Annotated in this window: 17 protein-coding genes; 11 read left to right on the forward strand and 6 right to left on the reverse strand. The window is 42.7% G+C overall.

The features are described from left to right. Nucleotides 1-6 precede the first annotated feature (6 nt). From VCM39_RS04320 to VCM39_RS04365, 10 genes are all read left to right on the forward strand, one after another. Entirely contained in the window at nt 7-1,797 is a 1,791-nt protein-coding gene (locus tag VCM39_RS04320; protein WP_322933173.1) for a chloride channel protein, read from the forward strand. A gap of 158 nt (nt 1,798-1,955) precedes the next feature. Next, a complete protein-coding gene (gene fmt, locus VCM39_RS04325) occupies nt 1,956-2,924 on the forward strand; it encodes a methionyl-tRNA formyltransferase (protein WP_221651263.1) in 969 nt (322 codons plus the stop codon). A 343-nt stretch (nt 2,925-3,267) separates the two neighbouring features. After that, a complete protein-coding gene (locus tag VCM39_RS04330; RefSeq protein ID WP_002562563.1) occupies nt 3,268-3,861 on the forward strand; it encodes an RNA polymerase sigma factor in 594 nt (197 codons plus the stop codon). Between the two features lie 78 nt (nt 3,862-3,939). Further along, the gene (locus tag VCM39_RS04335; protein WP_002562562.1) at nt 3,940-4,113 is read left to right on the forward strand and encodes a hypothetical protein; all 174 of its coding nucleotides are present in this window, start codon (nt 3,940-3,942) and stop codon (nt 4,111-4,113) included. Between the two features lie 68 nt (nt 4,114-4,181). After that, on the forward strand, nt 4,182-4,832 hold the full coding sequence (gene rpe, locus VCM39_RS04340; RefSeq protein WP_322933172.1) for a ribulose-phosphate 3-epimerase: 651 nt from the start codon (nt 4,182-4,184) through the stop codon (nt 4,830-4,832). Between the two features lie 3 nt (nt 4,833-4,835). Next, nucleotides 4,836-6,944 carry a ComEC/Rec2 family competence protein gene (locus VCM39_RS04345; protein ID WP_322933171.1) on the forward strand — a complete coding sequence of 703 codons (2,109 nt, stop codon included), beginning with the start codon at nt 4,836-4,838 and terminating at the stop codon, nt 6,942-6,944. 161 nt (nt 6,945-7,105) lie between these two features. Next, nucleotides 7,106-8,143, forward strand: coding sequence for a DHH family phosphoesterase (locus VCM39_RS04350; protein ID WP_221651266.1), 1,038 nt, complete (start codon nt 7,106-7,108; stop codon nt 8,141-8,143). Nucleotides 8,144-8,364: 221 nt separating this feature from the next. Then, nucleotides 8,365-9,075 carry a DUF4827 domain-containing protein gene (locus VCM39_RS04355; protein ID WP_221651267.1) on the forward strand — a complete coding sequence of 237 codons (711 nt, stop codon included), beginning with the start codon at nt 8,365-8,367 and terminating at the stop codon, nt 9,073-9,075. 46 nt (nt 9,076-9,121) lie between these two features. Further along, on the forward strand, nt 9,122-10,510 hold the full coding sequence (gene glmM, locus VCM39_RS04360; RefSeq protein ID WP_221651268.1) for a phosphoglucosamine mutase: 1,389 nt from the start codon (nt 9,122-9,124) through the stop codon (nt 10,508-10,510). Nucleotides 10,511-10,969: 459 nt separating this feature from the next. Next, nucleotides 10,970-11,512 (forward strand): glutathione peroxidase, encoded by a 543-nt coding sequence (locus VCM39_RS04365; RefSeq protein WP_025868051.1) that lies wholly within the window; start codon nt 10,970-10,972, stop codon nt 11,510-11,512. A gap of 3 nt (nt 11,513-11,515) precedes the next feature. Here the strand turns inward: VCM39_RS04365 and VCM39_RS04370 are convergent, their stop codons facing one another. After that, entirely contained in the window at nt 11,516-12,025 is a 510-nt protein-coding gene (locus VCM39_RS04370) for an NUDIX hydrolase (RefSeq protein ID WP_221649500.1), read from the reverse strand. Between the two features lie 20 nt (nt 12,026-12,045). Next, nucleotides 12,046-13,266 (reverse strand): S-adenosylmethionine:tRNA ribosyltransferase-isomerase, encoded by a 1,221-nt coding sequence (locus VCM39_RS04375; protein ID WP_322933170.1) that lies wholly within the window; start codon nt 13,264-13,266, stop codon nt 12,046-12,048. Nucleotides 13,267-13,346: 80 nt separating this feature from the next. Between VCM39_RS04375 and VCM39_RS04380 the strand changes: the two genes are divergently transcribed. Next, entirely contained in the window at nt 13,347-14,399 is a 1,053-nt protein-coding gene (locus tag VCM39_RS04380; protein WP_221649502.1) for a DUF2027 domain-containing protein, read from the forward strand. A gap of 90 nt (nt 14,400-14,489) precedes the next feature. Here VCM39_RS04380 and VCM39_RS04385 read toward each other — a convergent pair whose 3' ends face one another. From VCM39_RS04385 to VCM39_RS04400, 4 genes are all read right to left on the reverse strand, one after another. Next, nucleotides 14,490-14,846 (reverse strand): hypothetical protein, encoded by a 357-nt coding sequence (locus VCM39_RS04385; RefSeq protein WP_221649503.1) that lies wholly within the window; start codon nt 14,844-14,846, stop codon nt 14,490-14,492. A 247-nt stretch (nt 14,847-15,093) separates the two neighbouring features. Continuing rightward, nucleotides 15,094-15,696: a lysine exporter LysO family protein gene (locus VCM39_RS04390; protein WP_221649504.1), complete on the reverse strand. Its 603-nt coding sequence runs from the start codon at nt 15,694-15,696 to the stop codon at nt 15,094-15,096. Further along, nucleotides 15,693-15,977 carry a LysO family transporter gene (locus VCM39_RS04395; protein ID WP_221649505.1) on the reverse strand — a complete coding sequence of 95 codons (285 nt, stop codon included), beginning with the start codon at nt 15,975-15,977 and terminating at the stop codon, nt 15,693-15,695. The genes VCM39_RS04390 and VCM39_RS04395 overlap by 4 nt, the downstream gene beginning before the upstream one ends. A 37-nt stretch (nt 15,978-16,014) precedes the next feature. Then, the gene (locus VCM39_RS04400) at nt 16,015-16,818 is read right to left on the reverse strand and encodes a hypothetical protein (protein ID WP_278598987.1); all 804 of its coding nucleotides are present in this window, start codon (nt 16,816-16,818) and stop codon (nt 16,015-16,017) included. Nucleotide 16,819 lies beyond the last annotated feature (1 nt).

Consider the following 16,819-nt stretch of genomic DNA (forward strand, 5'->3'; position numbering starts at 1 on the left):
AGAAATATGGAAAAAGAAAAGATTAGTCTGCTACAGCATTTTATTCATTGGCGTGAAAACAATATTAAGGAAAAGCAATTCATTCTTATCCTTAGTTTTCTGGTGGGTATTTTCACAGCGATTGCTGCATTGATATTGAAGTTCCTGATCCACTCGATACAGAATTTCCTTACCGACAACTTTAGTGCAACGGGGGTGAATTACCTCTATCTGGTATATCCGGTAGTAGGTATCTTTCTGGCCGGATGGTTTGTGCGGAACATTGTGAAAGATGATATCAGCCATGGAGTTACCAAGATACTGTATGCCATCTCCCGGAGGCAGGGACGCATCAAACGGCACAATGTGTGGTCGTCTACCATTGCCAGCGCCATTACCATCGGCTTTGGTGGGTCGGTTGGAGCGGAGGCACCTATTGTGCTGACGGGATCGGCCATCGGTTCCAATCTGGGAAGCGTGTTTAAGATGGAACACCGCACGCTGATGCTGCTTGTGGGATGTGGTGCTGCCGGTGCCATTGCCGGTATCTTCAAAGCGCCTATTGCCGGGTTGGTATTCACGCTGGAGGTACTCATGATCGATCTGACGATGTCCTCACTACTGCCCCTGCTCATCTCCGCAGTGACGGCTGCTACGGTCTCTTATATCACCACCGGCACGGAAGCGATGTTCAAATTCCACCTCGATCAGGCGTTTGAACTGGAACGTATCCCTTTCGTTATTCTGCTGGGCATCTTCTGTGGGTTAATCTCGTTGTATTTCACCCGTGCCATGAATTCGGTGGAAGGCGTCTTTGGCAAACTCAACAATCCTTATAAGAAACTGGTCCTGGGAGGGGTGATGCTGAGTGTACTCATCTTCCTTTTCCCACCGCTTTATGGCGAAGGTTACGATACGATCAACCTCTTGCTGAACGGTACGAGTAATGCCGACTGGGATACGGTGATGAACAACTCCCTGTTCTATGGATACGGCAATCTGCTGCAAGTCTACCTGATACTGATTATCCTGTTGAAAGTCTTTGCCTCCAGTGCAACGAACGGAGGAGGGGGGTGCGGTGGTATCTTCGCACCTTCGCTCTACTTAGGTTGTATTGCAGGATTTGTCTTTTCACACTTCAGCAATGACTTTGCATTCTCAGCCTATCTGCCCGAGAAGAACTTTGCACTTATGGGGATGGCTGGCGTGATGAGTGGAGTGATGCATGCCCCGTTGACGGGAGTATTTCTCATCGCCGAGCTGACGGGTGGTTATGACCTCTTTCTGCCATTGATGATTGTCTCCGTCAGTTCCTATCTGACTATCATTGTTTTCGAACCGCACAGTATCTATTCCATGCGTTTGGCAAAGAGGGGGCAGTTGTTGACCCATCATAAGGACAGGGCTGTACTGACGCTGATGAAGATGGAGAATGTGGTGGAGAATGATTTCGTAACAGTCCATCCGGAGATGGATTTGGGTGAACTGGTTAAAGCCATTGCTGCTTCACATCGTAATATCTTTCCTGTGACAGATAAGAGTGGCATATTGCTCGGCATTGTCTTGCTGGACGATATCCGTAACATCATGTTCCGGCAAGAACTTTATCATCGTTTCACGGTGAATAAACTGATGACATCGGCCCCTGCCAAACTATTTGATACGGATGGTATGGAACAGGTGATGCAGACCTTTGATGATACAAAGGCCTGGAATCTGCCTGTGGTGAACGAAGAAGGCAAGTATCTGGGCTTCGTCTCGAAATCAAAGATATTTAATTCATACCGGCAGGTGTTGGTACATTTCTCGGAAGACTAGAATAATTATTCAATGTGCCAATATGCCAGTGTGCCAATTGGCTGCGTTATAATAGAGTTGTAATATAACTGGGCTATTGTCACATTGTTGTATTGTCACATTATTTAATACTCTCAATTGGCATATTGTCACATTGTCGTATTGTCACATTATTATTTATGAAGAAAGAAGATTTAAGAATCGTTTATATGGGAACTCCCGATTTTGCAGTGGAGGGTTTGCGTTGCCTCGTCGAAGGTGGTTACAATGTGGTTGGTGTGATTACCATGCCCGATAAACCGGCAGGTCGTGGTCATAAAATCCAGTTCTCCCCTGTCAAACAGTTTGCATTAGACCATAATCTGCCTTTGTTGCAGCCGGAGAAACTGAAGGATGAAAGCTTTGTGCAAGCTTTGCGTGAATGGAAAGCCGACCTGCAAATCGTAGTTGCTTTCCGTATGCTGCCTGAAGTTGTCTGGAATATGCCTCGTTTGGGAACATTTAACCTGCATGCTTCTCTGCTTCCCCAATATCGTGGTGCTGCTCCTATCAATTGGGCGGTTATCAACGGCGATACGGAAACAGGTATTACCACTTTCTTCCTGAAGCACGAAATCGACACGGGAGAAGTCATCCAACAAGTTCGCGTTCCGATTGCAGATACGGATAATGTAGAAGTCGTGCATGATAAACTAATGATGTTAGGTGGCAGGCTTGTTATAGAGACAGTAGATGCTATTTTAGCGGGTACTGTGAAACCTATTCCACAGGAAGAAATGGCTGTAGTAGGAGAATTACGTCCAGCTCCTAAAATCTTTAAAGAAACCTGTAGGATTGACTGGAATCAGCCTGTAAAACGTATCTATGATTTCATTCGTGGCCTTTCCCCTTATCCGGCAGCATGGACTGAACTCATAAATCCTTCGGGCGAACCTGTTGTAGTGAAGATTTTTGAGAGTGAAAAGCGATCCGAAACTCATCAATTGCTTCCGGGTACAATCGTGACAGACGGAAAGAAATCTCTCAAAGTAGCTGTTACGGATGGTTTTATAGGCATTCTTGCTTTGCAGTTCCCCGGCAAGAAACGGCTTAGGACAGAAGAACTGTTGCGTGGTTACAAAATTACCGGGGATATGAGGATGAAGTGACTTGTAATAGAACAATAATGAAGGGATTTACGATTAGATGATTTACGATTAGACGATTTACGATGTACGATTGGGATTAGTCTGCTTTACATTACTGAAACAGGCTATTAAAAGGTAACTTCAATCGTACATCGTAAATCGTCTAATCGTAAATCCTCTCATTAATGAGTATTCCGCAGTAGAAACTGCACGTCAATGAGTTAATAATATGGTTCCCATTAAAAATATTTCTCTTTTCTTTTGGCTCTTTCACTAAGATTCCTTTTCTTTGCCCATTATTAACTCTTTAAATGTGAATGCCTATAGAAACACGTTACGCTAATTATATCTAATCGCATACGTAATGAACACATGGAACAACAAGGCTGACGAAACGTTAGTCTCTCTCTATGCCGAAGGAGAGAATCAGGCATTTAATGTACTTCTAAATAGGTATAAGGACAAGTTGTACTCTTATATTTATTATATTGTACGCAACTCCGAGATGACAGAAGACATCTTTCAAGAAACTTTTATGAAGGCAATTATTACTATCCGTCAGGGACGTTACAATGAAAATGGTAAGTTCTCTGCTTGGTTGCGGCGTATTGCCCATAACTTGATTATAGACTCTTTCCGTCAGGAGAAATCGGAGAATCTGGTGTCTTGTGATGAGCCGGAAGTGAACATTCTGAATAATATCGGTCTGGCAGAAGGGACGATAGAGAATACGATTGTAAATCGGCAGATATTATCTGACGTACGCCGTTTGATGGAATTCCTGCCAGATGAACAACGCGAAGTGGTATATATGCGTTTCTACCAGGATCTCAGTTTCAAGGAGATAGCAGAGCAGACAGGTGTAAGTATCAATACTTCACTGGGGCGTATGCGTTATGCTATCCTTAACCTTCGTCGCATGGCCGAAAAGAACGGAGTCGTTCTTACCGTTGATTAAATTTAACTAACTTGTTATATACTAAAAGGTTTGTTTCCTACGTTCTAAAGGAAACAAACCTTTTAGTGTATAAGGCCTATGAATAAAAAAACTACTCCCTCTCATCAACAGTGTCCCAAAGAAAAGAACTCGGTGGAAAGTAAGAGGCCCCGGGTCAGTGAACAAACGCTGGCTTTTCTACGTTCTTTTGCCGGTAACTATTATGTGGAACAACAATTGCCACAAGGGTTACAAGGGATTATTTTGGGATAAATTTGTTACTTCCGTTTATTCCCTCTACTTTTGTATCATTGTATTAAATTTGTAATAAAAACAAGCTCATGAAACCAATGATATCTCCTTCTATTCTCTCTGCAGATTTTGCTTATTTGGCGAAAGATGTTGAAATGTTAAACCGTAGCGAAGCCGACTGGGTTCATATTGATATTATGGATGGCGTATTTGTGCCTAATATCTCTTTTGGATTTCCGGTATTGAAGTATGTGGCTAAGCTAAGTGAGAAACCACTTGATGTACATCTGATGATTGTACAACCGGAGAAATTTATTCAGGAGGTGAAAGCGTTAGGAGCTCATGTGATGAATGTGCATTATGAAGCATGTCCGCACCTCCACAGGGTGGTGCAGCAAATCCGGGAAGCAGGTATGCAGCCGGCAGTGACCATAAATCCAGCCACGCCCGTCGCAATGCTTCAGGATATTATTCGTGATGTATACATGGTGCTCATTATGAGTGTTAACCCTGGTTTCGGGGGGCAGAAATTTATTGAACATTCCGTAGAGAAGGTTCGTGAGCTACGTGCATTGATAGAACGTACGGGCTCAAAAGCTTTGATTGAAGTAGATGGTGGGGTAAATCTTGAAACCGGTGCACGTCTGGTGGCTGCCGGTGCCGATGTATTGGTGGCAGGAAACGCAGTATTTGCCGCCGAAAACCCTGAAGAGATGATCTACCAGCTGAAAGAGCTATAATTAATGCTCTTTGCCTGGCTGCATCGCTATCCTTTTTTACGCCTGTTATGCCCTTTAGTTGTGGGCATTTATTGTGGCGATGAACTTTTTTTCCAGAGGCAGTCCGAAGGGATTGCCTCTGGCGTTTCTTTACTTTTCCTTCTGTCTTTCGGAGGGCTGATTTTCTTCTTTAACCGGAAACGTTACTCCAGGCGTTGGCTCTTTGGGAGCTGCCTCCTTCTCTTTTGTTTTACTTTGGGTGTCGGATTGATGAACCGGGAATTACGCCAAGCTGGATCTGTGTTTCCACAAAAAGAGACGGCCTATAGGCTGATTGTTACGGAGCAACCGCAGGCGAAAGAGAGAAGTGTGCTTTGCCGCGTACTGTTGATAGAACAGATTGATTCTGTTTCCGGGCGGCTTGCTTTGGATCATAAAGCTCTCCTTTATTTCACTAAAGATTCTTTGAGCGAACACTTGCGTAGTGGGGATGAACTATTGGTTTATACCAAACTTTCTCCTCCGGTGAATAATGGCAATCCGGATGAGTTTGATTATGTCCGTTTCTTGTCCCGCAGGCAGGTGGCTGCTATTGGATTTGCTTACGCAGATAGCTGGAAGGTGATTTCACGGAGTACCATACACACATTTCGTCAGCAAGCGATGGACTGCCGGGAGTCTGTTTTGTCCGTTTATCGTCGCCTTGGATTTCGGGGAGATGATTTTGCTGTGCTTTCAGCCCTCACCATCGGTTATAAAGAGGAGCTAAGTGAAGATATCCGCGAAACTTATTCCATATCCGGTGCAAGTCATGTACTTGCTTTATCCGGTTTACATATAGGTTTTCTATATTTGCTGCTTTGTTTCTGTTTGCGGTGGCTGCCTGAGCGATGGCGGATGGTGGCTTTGCTACGTACTTTACTGATTCTTTTATTTCTTTGGGCCTTTGCCTTTTTTACAGGGCTGTCTGCTTCGGTAGTCCGGTCGGTAGTTATGTTTTCTTTGTTTGCTTTGGCAGGGTTGTCCGGGCGAACCAGTTTTTCGCTGAATACTCTTCTGATAGCGGCTTTCTTTATGTTGCTTTGTCGACCATCCTGGCTATTTGATGTGGGTTTCCAACTCTCGTTTTGTGCAGTAGCCGCTATTCTATTGATGCAACCTCGTATATACGGATTGATTCCTGTGTCGGATTTCCGCGTCGGACGGTACATTTGGGGATTGATGAGCGTTTCTATTGCTGCGCAGATTGGCACAGCTCCACTGGTGCTCCTCTACTTTTCCCGCTTCTCTACCCATTTTCTGCTGACCAACTTATTGGTGATACCGTTGGTGTCACTTATAATGTATATAGCCGTCATTATGTTGTTATTGAATCCTCTGCCTTTTCTACAGGAATTTGCAGCGACAGCACTGAGAGGGCTGGTTGGGGCGTTGAACCATTGTGTCCGTTGGATAGAGCAGCTTCCGTGGGCATCTGTTGATGGGGTATGGGTATATATTCCGGAGGTTTTCGGATTCTATCTGGTTTTGATTTTGGGAGGATGGTATCTGTTTTCACGTACGGGAAAGCGTCTTGTTATCTGTCTTTCCTGTATATTTCTTGTTTGTATTTATCATGTGTCGATGAGAGTCATCGACCGTCCCCGGCAAAGCATTGTGTTTTATAATGTCCGCAATTGTCCGGTGGTTCATTGTGTTGCGTCCAGCGGATCTTCCTGGTTGGCTTATGCCGATAGTTTGCCGGATGAGTCCCGGTTGTACAAGGCTGTTTCAAAGCGATGGAGCCGCCAGGGATTGAAGCCTCCTCAACCTGTTACTGCCGATTATACCTGCCCTGCATTGGTTTATGATCATCACCTTCTTTCCTTTTCCGGTTGCAGGGTTTGTGTGTTGAATGATAATTACTGGCGAAACAAAACGACCCTACAGCCGTTATCTATTGATTATCTTTACGTATGCAAAGGCTATGACGGACATTTGCGTGAATTGACCGACTTGTTTGTCATTCATAATGTGATTCTTGATGCCTCTCTTTCTTACCGTCGTTTACAGGCATATAAAATGGAGTGTCAGCAGCAAGGAGTTCATTTTATATCACTCTCAGATGAAGGTTCTACTGAGTTTTTGCTTTAAGTACGAAGAATTATCGTAATTTTGCCGGACGGTAATATGGCAATTGTGCTGATATGCCATGTGCCAAATTTAAGAATGATAAGCAAATAGAATATTAATCCATAAACAAGCGTGTCTGGTCATCGGCACATTGCCCATTGGCGTATTGACACATAATTATTATGCTGACTAAAGTAATAGAACAAGCTAAGATAGATCATTTCACAAAATGGTTTGAACGTGCTGATAAAATAGTGATTGTATCCCATGTATCTCCTGATGGCGATGCAATAGGATCTTCTTTGGGGCTTGCCCATTTTCTGGATTCACAGGATAAGACTGTAAACGTGATTGTACCCAATGCCTTTCCCGATTTTCTGAGATGGATGCCGGGTAGCAAGGATATCTTGTTGTACGACCGTTACAAGGAATTTGCTGATAAGCTGATAGCTGAGGCAGATGTGATTTGCTGTCTGGACTTTAATGCTTTGAAACGGATCGAGAAAATGGGAGATGCTGTAGCCGCTTCACCTGCCCGTAAAATAATGATCGATCATCATCTGTACCCCGAAGAATTCTGTCAGATTATTATCTCACATCCGGAAATATCTTCTACCTCCGAACTTATATTCCGGTTAATCTGTCGTATGGGATACTTCAGTGATATCTCTCTGGAAGGAGCCGAATGTATTTATACCGGTATGATGACAGATACCGGAGGGTTCACTTATAATTCCAATAATCGTGAAATATACTTCATTATTAGTGAGCTTCTGTCGAAAGGGATTGATAAGGATGATATCTATAGAAAAGTATACAACACTTACTCGGAGAGCCGTCTGAGACTGATGGGGTATGTTTTGTCGAATATGAAAGTTTATCGTGAGTATAATTCGGCATTGATTTCTTTGACAAGAGATGAACAAAGCCAGTTTGATTATATTAAAGGCGATAGCGAAGGCTTTGTCAATATACCTCTTTCCATTAAGAATGTCTGCTTTTCTTGTTTTCTGCGTGAAGATACGGAAACCAGGATGATTAAGATATCTTTACGCTCTGTAGGAACGTTTCCCTGTAACAAAGTGGCTGCCGAATTCTTTAATGGCGGTGGCCATCTGAATGCTTCGGGTGGTGAATTCTATGGTACGATAGATGAGGCAAAGGAAGTATTTGAACGGGCTTTGGAAAAATACTCAGAGCAGTTGACAGTTAACAGTTGACAGTTGACAGTGGACAATTGACAGTTGATAGCTACTATGTAGTGTGATAGCGCAGCTAATTGTCAATTGTCAATTGTCAACTGTCCACTGTCAATTGTCAACCGTCAACTGTCAATTAAATAACTAAATAAGTTAAAAGACTTGAACTTTCAACTTTTAACTCTCAATTTTCAACTAAATTACGGTACATTTGTACGGACATATAGTTAAGATACAGACGAATGAAGAAACTTATATTATTATTTATTTCCCTGTTGGCTCTTGGAGCCTTTTTTCAGGCATGTGATGACACGAAAACCTATGCTGAGATGCTCGAAGAAGAGAGAGACGGTGTCAATGACTTTATTAAAAAGAATAATATTGAAGTAATTACCGTAGAGGAATTCGAAAAGGATACGATTACAGAATGTGAAGACGGGTATCCGGTTCAGTATCCGGGCAAGAATCAGTATGTTGCCTTCTCTAATGGTATTTATATGCAGATTGTACAACGTTACGGGACTCCGCGTGCTGCATCTGAACCTTATCCCAGTCTTGAAGCTGCTCTTCCGTTTGAAACCGGTAACCTGATCCTTACCCGCTTTAAAGAAGTCGATATTTTAACCGGAGAACCAACTTCTGTTTCTAATGTGGATAATCAATATTATCCGCCTATGAATAATTATCCTACAGGGTTTCGTTATACGATAAGCGGAACAAGTATATACGGGCAGTTTATTCAGGAGCCGGGGCTTGATTCCGAATATTATTGGGACGTAACGATTGGCGGTCAGTATGGAACCTCAGTTCCTGCCGGCTGGTTGATGGCTTTACAGTATATTAAAGATGGAGCACATGTCAGACTGATTGTGCCGTCGAAGAGTGGACACTCTTATGCACAGCAGAAAGTATTTCCTTATTTCTATGATATACATAGATTCTCTATCTATTGATACTACACTGATAGAACTAACTTTAATTACCGATATTTAAATCCTTATGACTCTAATCAAATCTATCTCTGGAATCCGCGGAACGATCGGCGGAGGTGCAGGCGAGGGATTGAACCCGCTTGACATTGTGAAATTCACATCGGCGTATGCTACGCTGATTCGTAGAACATGCAAATCTACAAGTAATAAAATTGTAGTAGGCCGTGATGCACGTATCTCTGGCGAAATGGTGAAGAACGTGGTAGTCGGCACCCTTATGGGTATGGGCTGGGATGTAGTGGATATTGATCTTGCTTCTACTCCTACAACAGAGCTGGCTGTGACGATGGAAGGTGCTTGTGGTGGTATCATTCTGACAGCTTCGCACAATCCCAAGCAATGGAATGCGCTGAAATTGCTTAACGAACATGGTGAATTTCTGAATGCAGCCGAAGGCAACGAAGTGCTTCGTATTGCCGAAGCTGAAGAGTTTGACTTTGCAGATGTAGATCATCTTGGTTCTTATCGTAAAGATCTTACTTACAATCAAAAACATATTGACAGTGTTTTAGCACTTGATCTGGTGGACGTGGAAGCTATCAGGAAAGCTGATTTCCGCGTGGCTATTGATTGTGTGAATTCTGTCGGAGGTATTATTCTTCCCGAATTGCTCGAACGCCTTGGCGTAAAGCATGTAGAGAAGCTTTATTGTGAACCTACTGGTAATTTTGCCCATAACCCCGAACCGCTTGAGAAAAATCTGGGTGATATAATGAACCTTATGAAAGGTGGTAAGGCAGACGTGGCTTTTGTAGTAGACCCTGATGTTGACCGCCTGGCTATGATTTGTGAGAACGGTGTGATGTATGGTGAAGAATATACGCTGGTGACTGTAGCCGATTATGTATTGAAACATACTCCGGGTAATACAGTTTCTAATTTGAGTTCTACCCGTGCATTGCGTGACGTGACTCGCAAATATGGAATGGAATACAGTGCTTCGGCTGTGGGCGAAGTAAATGTGGTGACTAAGATGAAAGCTACCAATGCCGTGATTGGTGGTGAAGGTAACGGTGGAGTGATTTATCCTGCCAGCCATTATGGGCGCGATGCTTTGGTAGGTATTGCCCTTTTCCTGAGTCATCTGGCTCATGAAGGAAAGAAGGTGAGTGAGTTGCGTGCTACTTATCCTCCTTATTTTATAGCAAAGAACCGTGTGGATCTTACCCCGGAAATTGATGTAGATGCCATCCTTTCCAAAGTGAAAGAGATCTATAAGAATGAAGAAATCAATGACATCGACGGTGTAAAGATTGATTTTGCCGATAAGTGGGTACATTTGCGTAAGAGCAATACAGAGCCGATAATCCGTGTGTATAGCGAGGCTTCAACTATGGAAGCCGCCGAAGAAATCGGACAAAAGATTATGGATGTAATCAATGAACTGGCTAAATGATAATTCTTTTCTAAGATTATACTTGAAGTGTAAATAAGCGGAGGCTGTTGCAAAGTAATATTTGCAGCAGCCTCTCTTTCTTCTTCCCCATTTTTCATTGGATTTTAAGAACGAAAGAAGGAGATGATTTTTATTGAGGTAAATATTACAATTCTCTTACTCATATGTTGTAAAAGCAGATAAATATTATAAGAAGATTATGGAAAAAAGTTAGTTGTATGGAGTGATTGCAAGGTATGAATATAAAACAATTGATATGGAGTCATTGGTTGGTGAGGATGATTACAGTATTACAAATATTTCTCTGGGACTATCCTACGCATTTAAAATATCAAATTGTTGCAACTTTGTATCTCTTTTATTTGTTATAATTATAAGTCCTAACATTAGCTTTCCACTGATAGTCGTTATTGTCGTTTAGCATAACTTCCGGTGTGGAAAGCACAAATAGAAACAAGTATGAAAACCATTTCTTCCCTCATCGTAGCTCTTGTACTTTCAATCGCTGCCGCTGCGCAGAGCAACTCTTTCTATGACTTCGCCGTAACCACTATTGATGGTAAACCCTATAATCTCTCTCAACTGAAAGGGAAAAAAGTTCTGGTCGTAAATGTTGCTTCAAAGTGCGGACTCACCCCGCAATATGCAGAGCTACAGGAGTTATACGATCAATATAAAGACGATGGCTTTGTTATCATCGGCTTTCCTGCCAATAACTTTATGGGGCAGGAACCGGGAACTAATGAAGAGATTGCTACATTCTGTACGCTGAACTATGATGTCACCTTTCCGATGATGGCGAAGATCTCAGTGAAAGGTAAAAACATAGCTCCCCTCTATCAATGGTTGACAGAAAAGAAACTGAACGGAGTGCAAGACGCCCCCGTGCAATGGAATTTTCAGAAGTTTATGATTGATGAGAACGGAAATTGGGTAGGAATGGTGCCTCCTAAAAAAAGTCCGTTCTCAGAAACTATCGTTCAGTGGATAGAAAAGAAATAACGATCATAACTTGTCGAAAGAGACGCGCTTGAATTCTCCTTCAAAGTTAGGAGTAAATATCCCTTTTCCTATATGCTCTTTTATCTCTTCTAAGGTCCAAAAGCGTCCGCCATCCAGCTCATCGCTGGGGTGGATGTCTCCGTCGTATACCGTTTTGTACACAAAAACCAGTTCGCGTTCGCGGGCGGATTCAAAAACATAACAGGTCAGGTGTTCCGGTATAAAATCTGTAATACCTAACTCTTCCCGAACCTCGCGTTTCAGTGCTATTTCTACGCTTTCGCCCAAATCTACATGGCCACCTACGGCCGTATCCCACTTGCCCGGTTGGATATCCTTCCATTTGGGGCGTTTCTGTAAGTACAAATCTCCTTTACTATTGAATACGTGCAGGTGCACTACCGGATGAAGCAGTTTACTTCCACTGTGGCACTCGCCGCGGGTAGCGGCTCCGGTGATATTTCCTTCCTCATCAACGATGGGAAACATCTCTTCATTATTATCGTTTTGCATGATTAAATGAATTAACTTTTTCAGGGTATCAGTAACGATGAATCTCCGTAACTAAGGAAACGGAAGTCATGATCCAGGGCATAGTCATAAATCGTCCGCCAGTTTCCTTTTACAAAAGCCGAAACCAACAACAACAGTGTGCTTTGTGGTTGGTGGAAGTTGGTGACCATTGCTTTTACTATCTTATAGTTGTATCCGGGTGCAATAATGATTTGAGTACTGGTGTGCAGAGCTTCCATACCGTTGCGATCTAAATATCCTAAAATCTTTTGCAGGGCAACTGTTGACGGAATCTCATCATACTTTTCATAAGGTTGCCACTGTCGCACGTGCAGTTCTTCTTCCGTAGCTCGTGGGTTGGCAGCCAATGTCACTCCGATGTGGTATAGACTTTCTAAAGTTCGCACAGAAGTGGTTCCTACAGCGATGGCACAACCGTTATGATCGATAAGTTTTTTGATGGTTGAGCGTGACACGGATATGTATTCCGTATGCATCTCGTGCCCCTCGATTTCTTCACTTTTCACCGGCTTGAAAGTCCCGGCACCCACATGCAATGTCAGTTCTTCAAGGTCTATACCCTTTTCGCAAAGGGCATCCAGTACCCGCGGTGTGAAGTGGAGCCCGGCTGTTGGGGCGGCCACAGAACCTTTAATCTTTGAATATACCGTTTGGTAAGTCTCTTTATCACTCTCCTGTGTCTCTCTGTTCAGATATGGGGGGATCGGTAATTCTCCGAACACTTCCAGAATATCAGCAAAAGTAACTTCCGGATTGTCCCATGAGAAGTCTATCCAATGGCTTGTACCATGACATTCGCCACGTGTAGCGGTAAGCATAAGTGTATGTCCTTTTACAGTCATTTCCCGATGTAATGCACCCTCTTTCCATTTCTTCAGATTACCAATCATGCAGAGCCATGCGGCATGCCGGGTCTGCTGGAAGTTTAATACGTAGTCATTCGGCTGGATCGGTTCAAGGCAAAATACTTCTATCAGTGCTCCTGTTTCTTTACGAAAATGCAGGCGGGCCTGGATGACTTTCGTATTATTGAATATCATCAGACTACCTTCTGTCAGATATTCAGGAAGGGATGTAAAGACATCTTCTGTAACCTCGCCACGACGGTAGACAAGTAGCTTGGATTGATCGCGCACCGGGAGAGGGAATTTGGCAATACGTTCATCCGGCAAGGGATAGTTGTATTCGCTAATACGGATATGTTTTGGGTTTTCTTTCATCTTTTCTTTCATTGCGACCGCAAAAGTAACTATATTTGCCCTAATTTGTAGATTGTAAATGGTAAATTGTAAATATAAAGATGAAAATAGGTGATAAAGTACGTTTCCTCAGCGAAGTAGGCGGAGGAATTGTGAAAGGTTTCCAGGGAAAAGACATCGTTTTGGTAGAAGATGCAGACGGGTTTGATATCCCGATGCCGATGCGTGAATGTGTGGTGATTGATACGGACGATTATAATATGAAAAGAAAAGCAGCTCCTGCTCCCTCAAAAGCCGAAGAACCGGCTAAGCCAATGAAACCGGAGATGCCCGCGGTGCAACGTCAACCCGAAACGCGTGGTGGTGATATGCTTAATGTGATGCTGGCTTTTGTGCCCGAAGATGTGAAAGCTATCAGCAGTACTTCTTTTGAGGCTTATCTGGTGAATGATAGCAATTACTATCTCTATTATACATACCTCAGTGCCGAAGGAAAGGCATGGAAAGTTCGTTCACACGGGTTAGTAGATCCTAATACAAAGCTCTTTCTGGAAGATTTTGCTAAAGATGTGTTGAATGAGATGGAACGTGTTGCCGTACAATTCATTGCTTTTAAAGATGGTAAGACTTTTGCAATGAAACCCGCCGTTAGTGTGGAATTACGTATTGATACGGTGAAATTCTATAAACTGCATACTTTCCGCGAGTCAGATTTCTTTGAAGAACCGGCTCTGGTGTATGATATCGTAACGAATGATGTGCCTGTCAAACAGGTCTATGTTTCTGCAGAAGATATTCAAGTGGCTTTATTGCAGAAAAAAGAGGTGGAGAAACCCAGATCACAACCGATAGTCAAACGTAGCAGCTCGAATGGTATTATAGAAATAGATCTCCATATTAATGAATTGTTGGATGATGCACATGGTATGAGTAACAGTGAAATCTTGAATTATCAGCTGGATAAATTCCGTGAGGTAATGGAGAAGTATAAGGGTAAACGCGAACAGAAAATCGTTTTCATTCACGGTAAGGGTGATGGAGTGCTCCGGAAAGCTTTGCTTGACGAATTGAAACGTAAATACAGTACCTGCCGTTATCAGGATGCTTCCTTTCAGGAATATGGTTTCGGGGCGACATTGGTGACTATCCGGTGATGAAGGTAACAGCACCTGAAGATAGATAAAAAAAAGAGTGCCGACAGATAAAACTGTTGACACTCTTTTTACATTTATATAATAATCATTTTACTTGTTCAGCTCGATACCTTTATTTTTCAAGGTAATGTTCAGTAATGCTGCATATTTGCTATACTGTTCATTTGTGAGCGTTCTTTTCATCAATTTCAAGTTTCCGTAAATTGCATTGTGCAATTTTGCTTCCTTATTCTTTTTAGCTGAGGCAGCCCGGCTCATTTGTTCTGTGAAATATTCACAGATATTAGAGACCTCTTCGCTCTGCATTGAATTCAGATTCAAATATTGACTTAACTTATTTACATTGATGTTACCTTCCCATTTTGCAGTAGTAGGTTGGTTTCCTGCTGCAAAAGTAGTCGCAGCCAGGCAGAGTACTGCCACTAATGTTAATCCTAATCTTTTCATAATACCTACTTTTTAATTGTTATACCTAAAAACTAATCCTAAAACTAAATCTAATACCTATTGAAAACCGACTTAAGCGCTTAGTCTTTCTTTTTACCTATGCAAATATAAGGATATGTTTTAGAACATAAAAGAAGTTGAGGAGTAAAGTGTGCTATATAACATCATTTCTTGATGTAGATCAAGAATATACTAATAAAAAGAGTGGAATAGAGGAGATTTTGTAATCTAATTGTAATATGTTTGCCTACACGGAACAGAATAATGTTACGAGAAAGGGCACGCTGAAGTCTACTATAAAACCATGAAATATGGAAACGATCACAAATTCTTTTCCGCAGCAGCGGGTTATGATCGGAAGGGTAGTATCCATTGTCGTGGCACCACCTGCAGAAATGGGTGCGAGGCGTCCAAAGTATCTGACTAATAATGGGGCACAAAGCAGAGCGATAATTTCGCGTATGATGTTTGATAAGAGTGCGATAGTACCTAACTCCGGGCCTTTATATTCAGTGATAAAGATACTGGAAAGAGAGTAATAACCAAATCCTGCACCTACTGCCATACAATCGGCCGGTGAACGATGGCTCAGGAACAGACTGACTACAGCACAGCCAGCTAATGTTCCTAATATGGTCATGATGGGAAGAAACACCAGTCGTGGGTTGAGCGAACGGAAGCTTTTCAGTGTATTAGGATCATTGCCAATGCTGACGCCTACACAAAACATGAGTGCGCACAAGGCGTAATAACTTAGTTTGCTATGTATGAAATCAGATGGAATCAGGTGGTATAAGCCACAAAGGGTGCCCACAACGAAGAATGAGACTATGATGAGACTACCTTTCATTGTTTTATCTCCTTTCTATACCTTATATATATAAAGTACCACAATACCCATGCCGCCAATACACTTCCTGCAACAGCACCCAGTGTGATAATGATGGCTTCCAGCCCGATGGTATGCAATCCTTTGATGATGGTTTCATTTCCTCCTACATCAATGCCCAGTAGAAAAAGCAGTAACCATATCAATAGTGTGATAACTTTATGAATCCATGAAAGCTTTTTACTGCGTAGCAGATAGCCGGTGAGCATCCCGGTGAGCATTATTCCTATGATAGTGAACATATCTTTTACATTATTAGGCTGCAAAGATACTATTTTCTCAGGATGCAGCCAGTATCAAGTTTAATTCCTGACAGATATTTTCTACTATTTCTTTGGTTGCTATTGAAAGACATTCGGTCATGGTACGCAGACAAATTTCGTTGGCCTGAACGGAATTTTCGTATCCACGGTCGGGGGCTTGTTGCCGGTAATGGACGGTATAGGTTTTGTCCAGCAGGCAATCGTCTCCTCTTGATAAACGTACAACAATGGATAAGTCGGTATTGGCATCATTGGCACGATGATTGGGGAAAGTGATGTATTCACCACCGAACCACAGGTAACTGCTTTCTTTCAGTTTTACTCCGGAGTAGGTTTCATTATGAAGTATTTTCACTTTCAGGCTTAATGCAGAGTCGGGTAGGGCAGTTGGAATACTGTCTCCTAATAGCTCTCTGGGCATTCGGCGTGCATTTTTCCTGACGGGGCGCACAGGAGATGGTTTCAGGATGAAATCGGGAGTATTACATTCGGTCAGCAAAGCTTCGGTGAGAAATTCACGATAAGTTTGTGTCAGCGAGCCTTCACCCAGGCGGACGTTGAAGCGGTTGGTTTCGTAGATATAGAGGAGTAGAGGAACGGCAAATCCTCCTCTTTTTTTCACTGTGGTATAGTAGTCCAGATTGGAGTAGTCAATAAAGTCCAGATATACGGTTCGTTTGGCTTCTCCCTGATAAGCGGGAGAGGTAAGTTCGTAAAACAGATCGGACTTCATTGGGTTTATCTCCTTCTGCATGCTCCGGCTACTACGGCAGGAACAGAGGAGAAGGCTGGTCAGGAGTAATAGATAGATGGTCTTCATG

The sequence above is a fragment of the Bacteroides mucinivorans genome (assembly GCF_034654355.2).
Lineage (GTDB): Bacteria > Bacteroidota > Bacteroidia > Bacteroidales > Bacteroidaceae > Bacteroides > Bacteroides nordii.

Bases quoted from the DNA above. Each gene is read 5' to 3' on its own strand.
- VCM39_RS04385 (WP_221649503.1), bottom strand. From the start codon at position 14,846: ATGAAAAGATTAGGATTAACATTAGTGGCAGTACTCTGCCTGGCTGCG.
- VCM39_RS04365 (WP_025868051.1), top strand. From the start codon at position 10,970: ATGAAAACCATTTCTTCCCTCATCGTAGCTCTTGTACTTTCAATCGCT.
- fmt (WP_221651263.1), top strand. From the start codon at position 1,956: ATGAAGAAAGAAGATTTAAGAATCGTTTATATGGGAACTCCCGATTTT.
- VCM39_RS04330 (WP_002562563.1), top strand. From the start codon at position 3,268: ATGAACACATGGAACAACAAGGCTGACGAAACGTTAGTCTCTCTCTAT.
- VCM39_RS04320 (WP_322933173.1), top strand. From the start codon at position 7: ATGGAAAAAGAAAAGATTAGTCTGCTACAGCATTTTATTCATTGGCGT.
- rpe (WP_322933172.1), top strand. From the start codon at position 4,182: ATGAAACCAATGATATCTCCTTCTATTCTCTCTGCAGATTTTGCTTAT.
- VCM39_RS04390 (WP_221649504.1), bottom strand. From the start codon at position 15,696: ATGAAAGGTAGTCTCATCATAGTCTCATTCTTCGTTGTGGGCACCCTT.
- VCM39_RS04350 (WP_221651266.1), top strand. From the start codon at position 7,106: ATGCTGACTAAAGTAATAGAACAAGCTAAGATAGATCATTTCACAAAA.
- VCM39_RS04335 (WP_002562562.1), top strand. From the start codon at position 3,940: ATGAATAAAAAAACTACTCCCTCTCATCAACAGTGTCCCAAAGAAAAG.
- VCM39_RS04395 (WP_221649505.1), bottom strand. From the start codon at position 15,977: ATGTTCACTATCATAGGAATAATGCTCACCGGGATGCTCACCGGCTAT.
- glmM (WP_221651268.1), top strand. From the start codon at position 9,122: ATGACTCTAATCAAATCTATCTCTGGAATCCGCGGAACGATCGGCGGA.
- VCM39_RS04380 (WP_221649502.1), top strand. From the start codon at position 13,347: ATGAAAATAGGTGATAAAGTACGTTTCCTCAGCGAAGTAGGCGGAGGA.
- VCM39_RS04345 (WP_322933171.1), top strand. From the start codon at position 4,836: ATGCTCTTTGCCTGGCTGCATCGCTATCCTTTTTTACGCCTGTTATGC.
- VCM39_RS04400 (WP_278598987.1), bottom strand. From the start codon at position 16,818: ATGAAGACCATCTATCTATTACTCCTGACCAGCCTTCTCCTCTGTTCC.
- VCM39_RS04355 (WP_221651267.1), top strand. From the start codon at position 8,365: ATGAAGAAACTTATATTATTATTTATTTCCCTGTTGGCTCTTGGAGCC.
- VCM39_RS04370 (WP_221649500.1), bottom strand. From the start codon at position 12,025: ATGCAAAACGATAATAATGAAGAGATGTTTCCCATCGTTGATGAGGAA.
- VCM39_RS04375 (WP_322933170.1), bottom strand. From the start codon at position 13,266: ATGAAAGAAAACCCAAAACATATCCGTATTAGCGAATACAACTATCCC.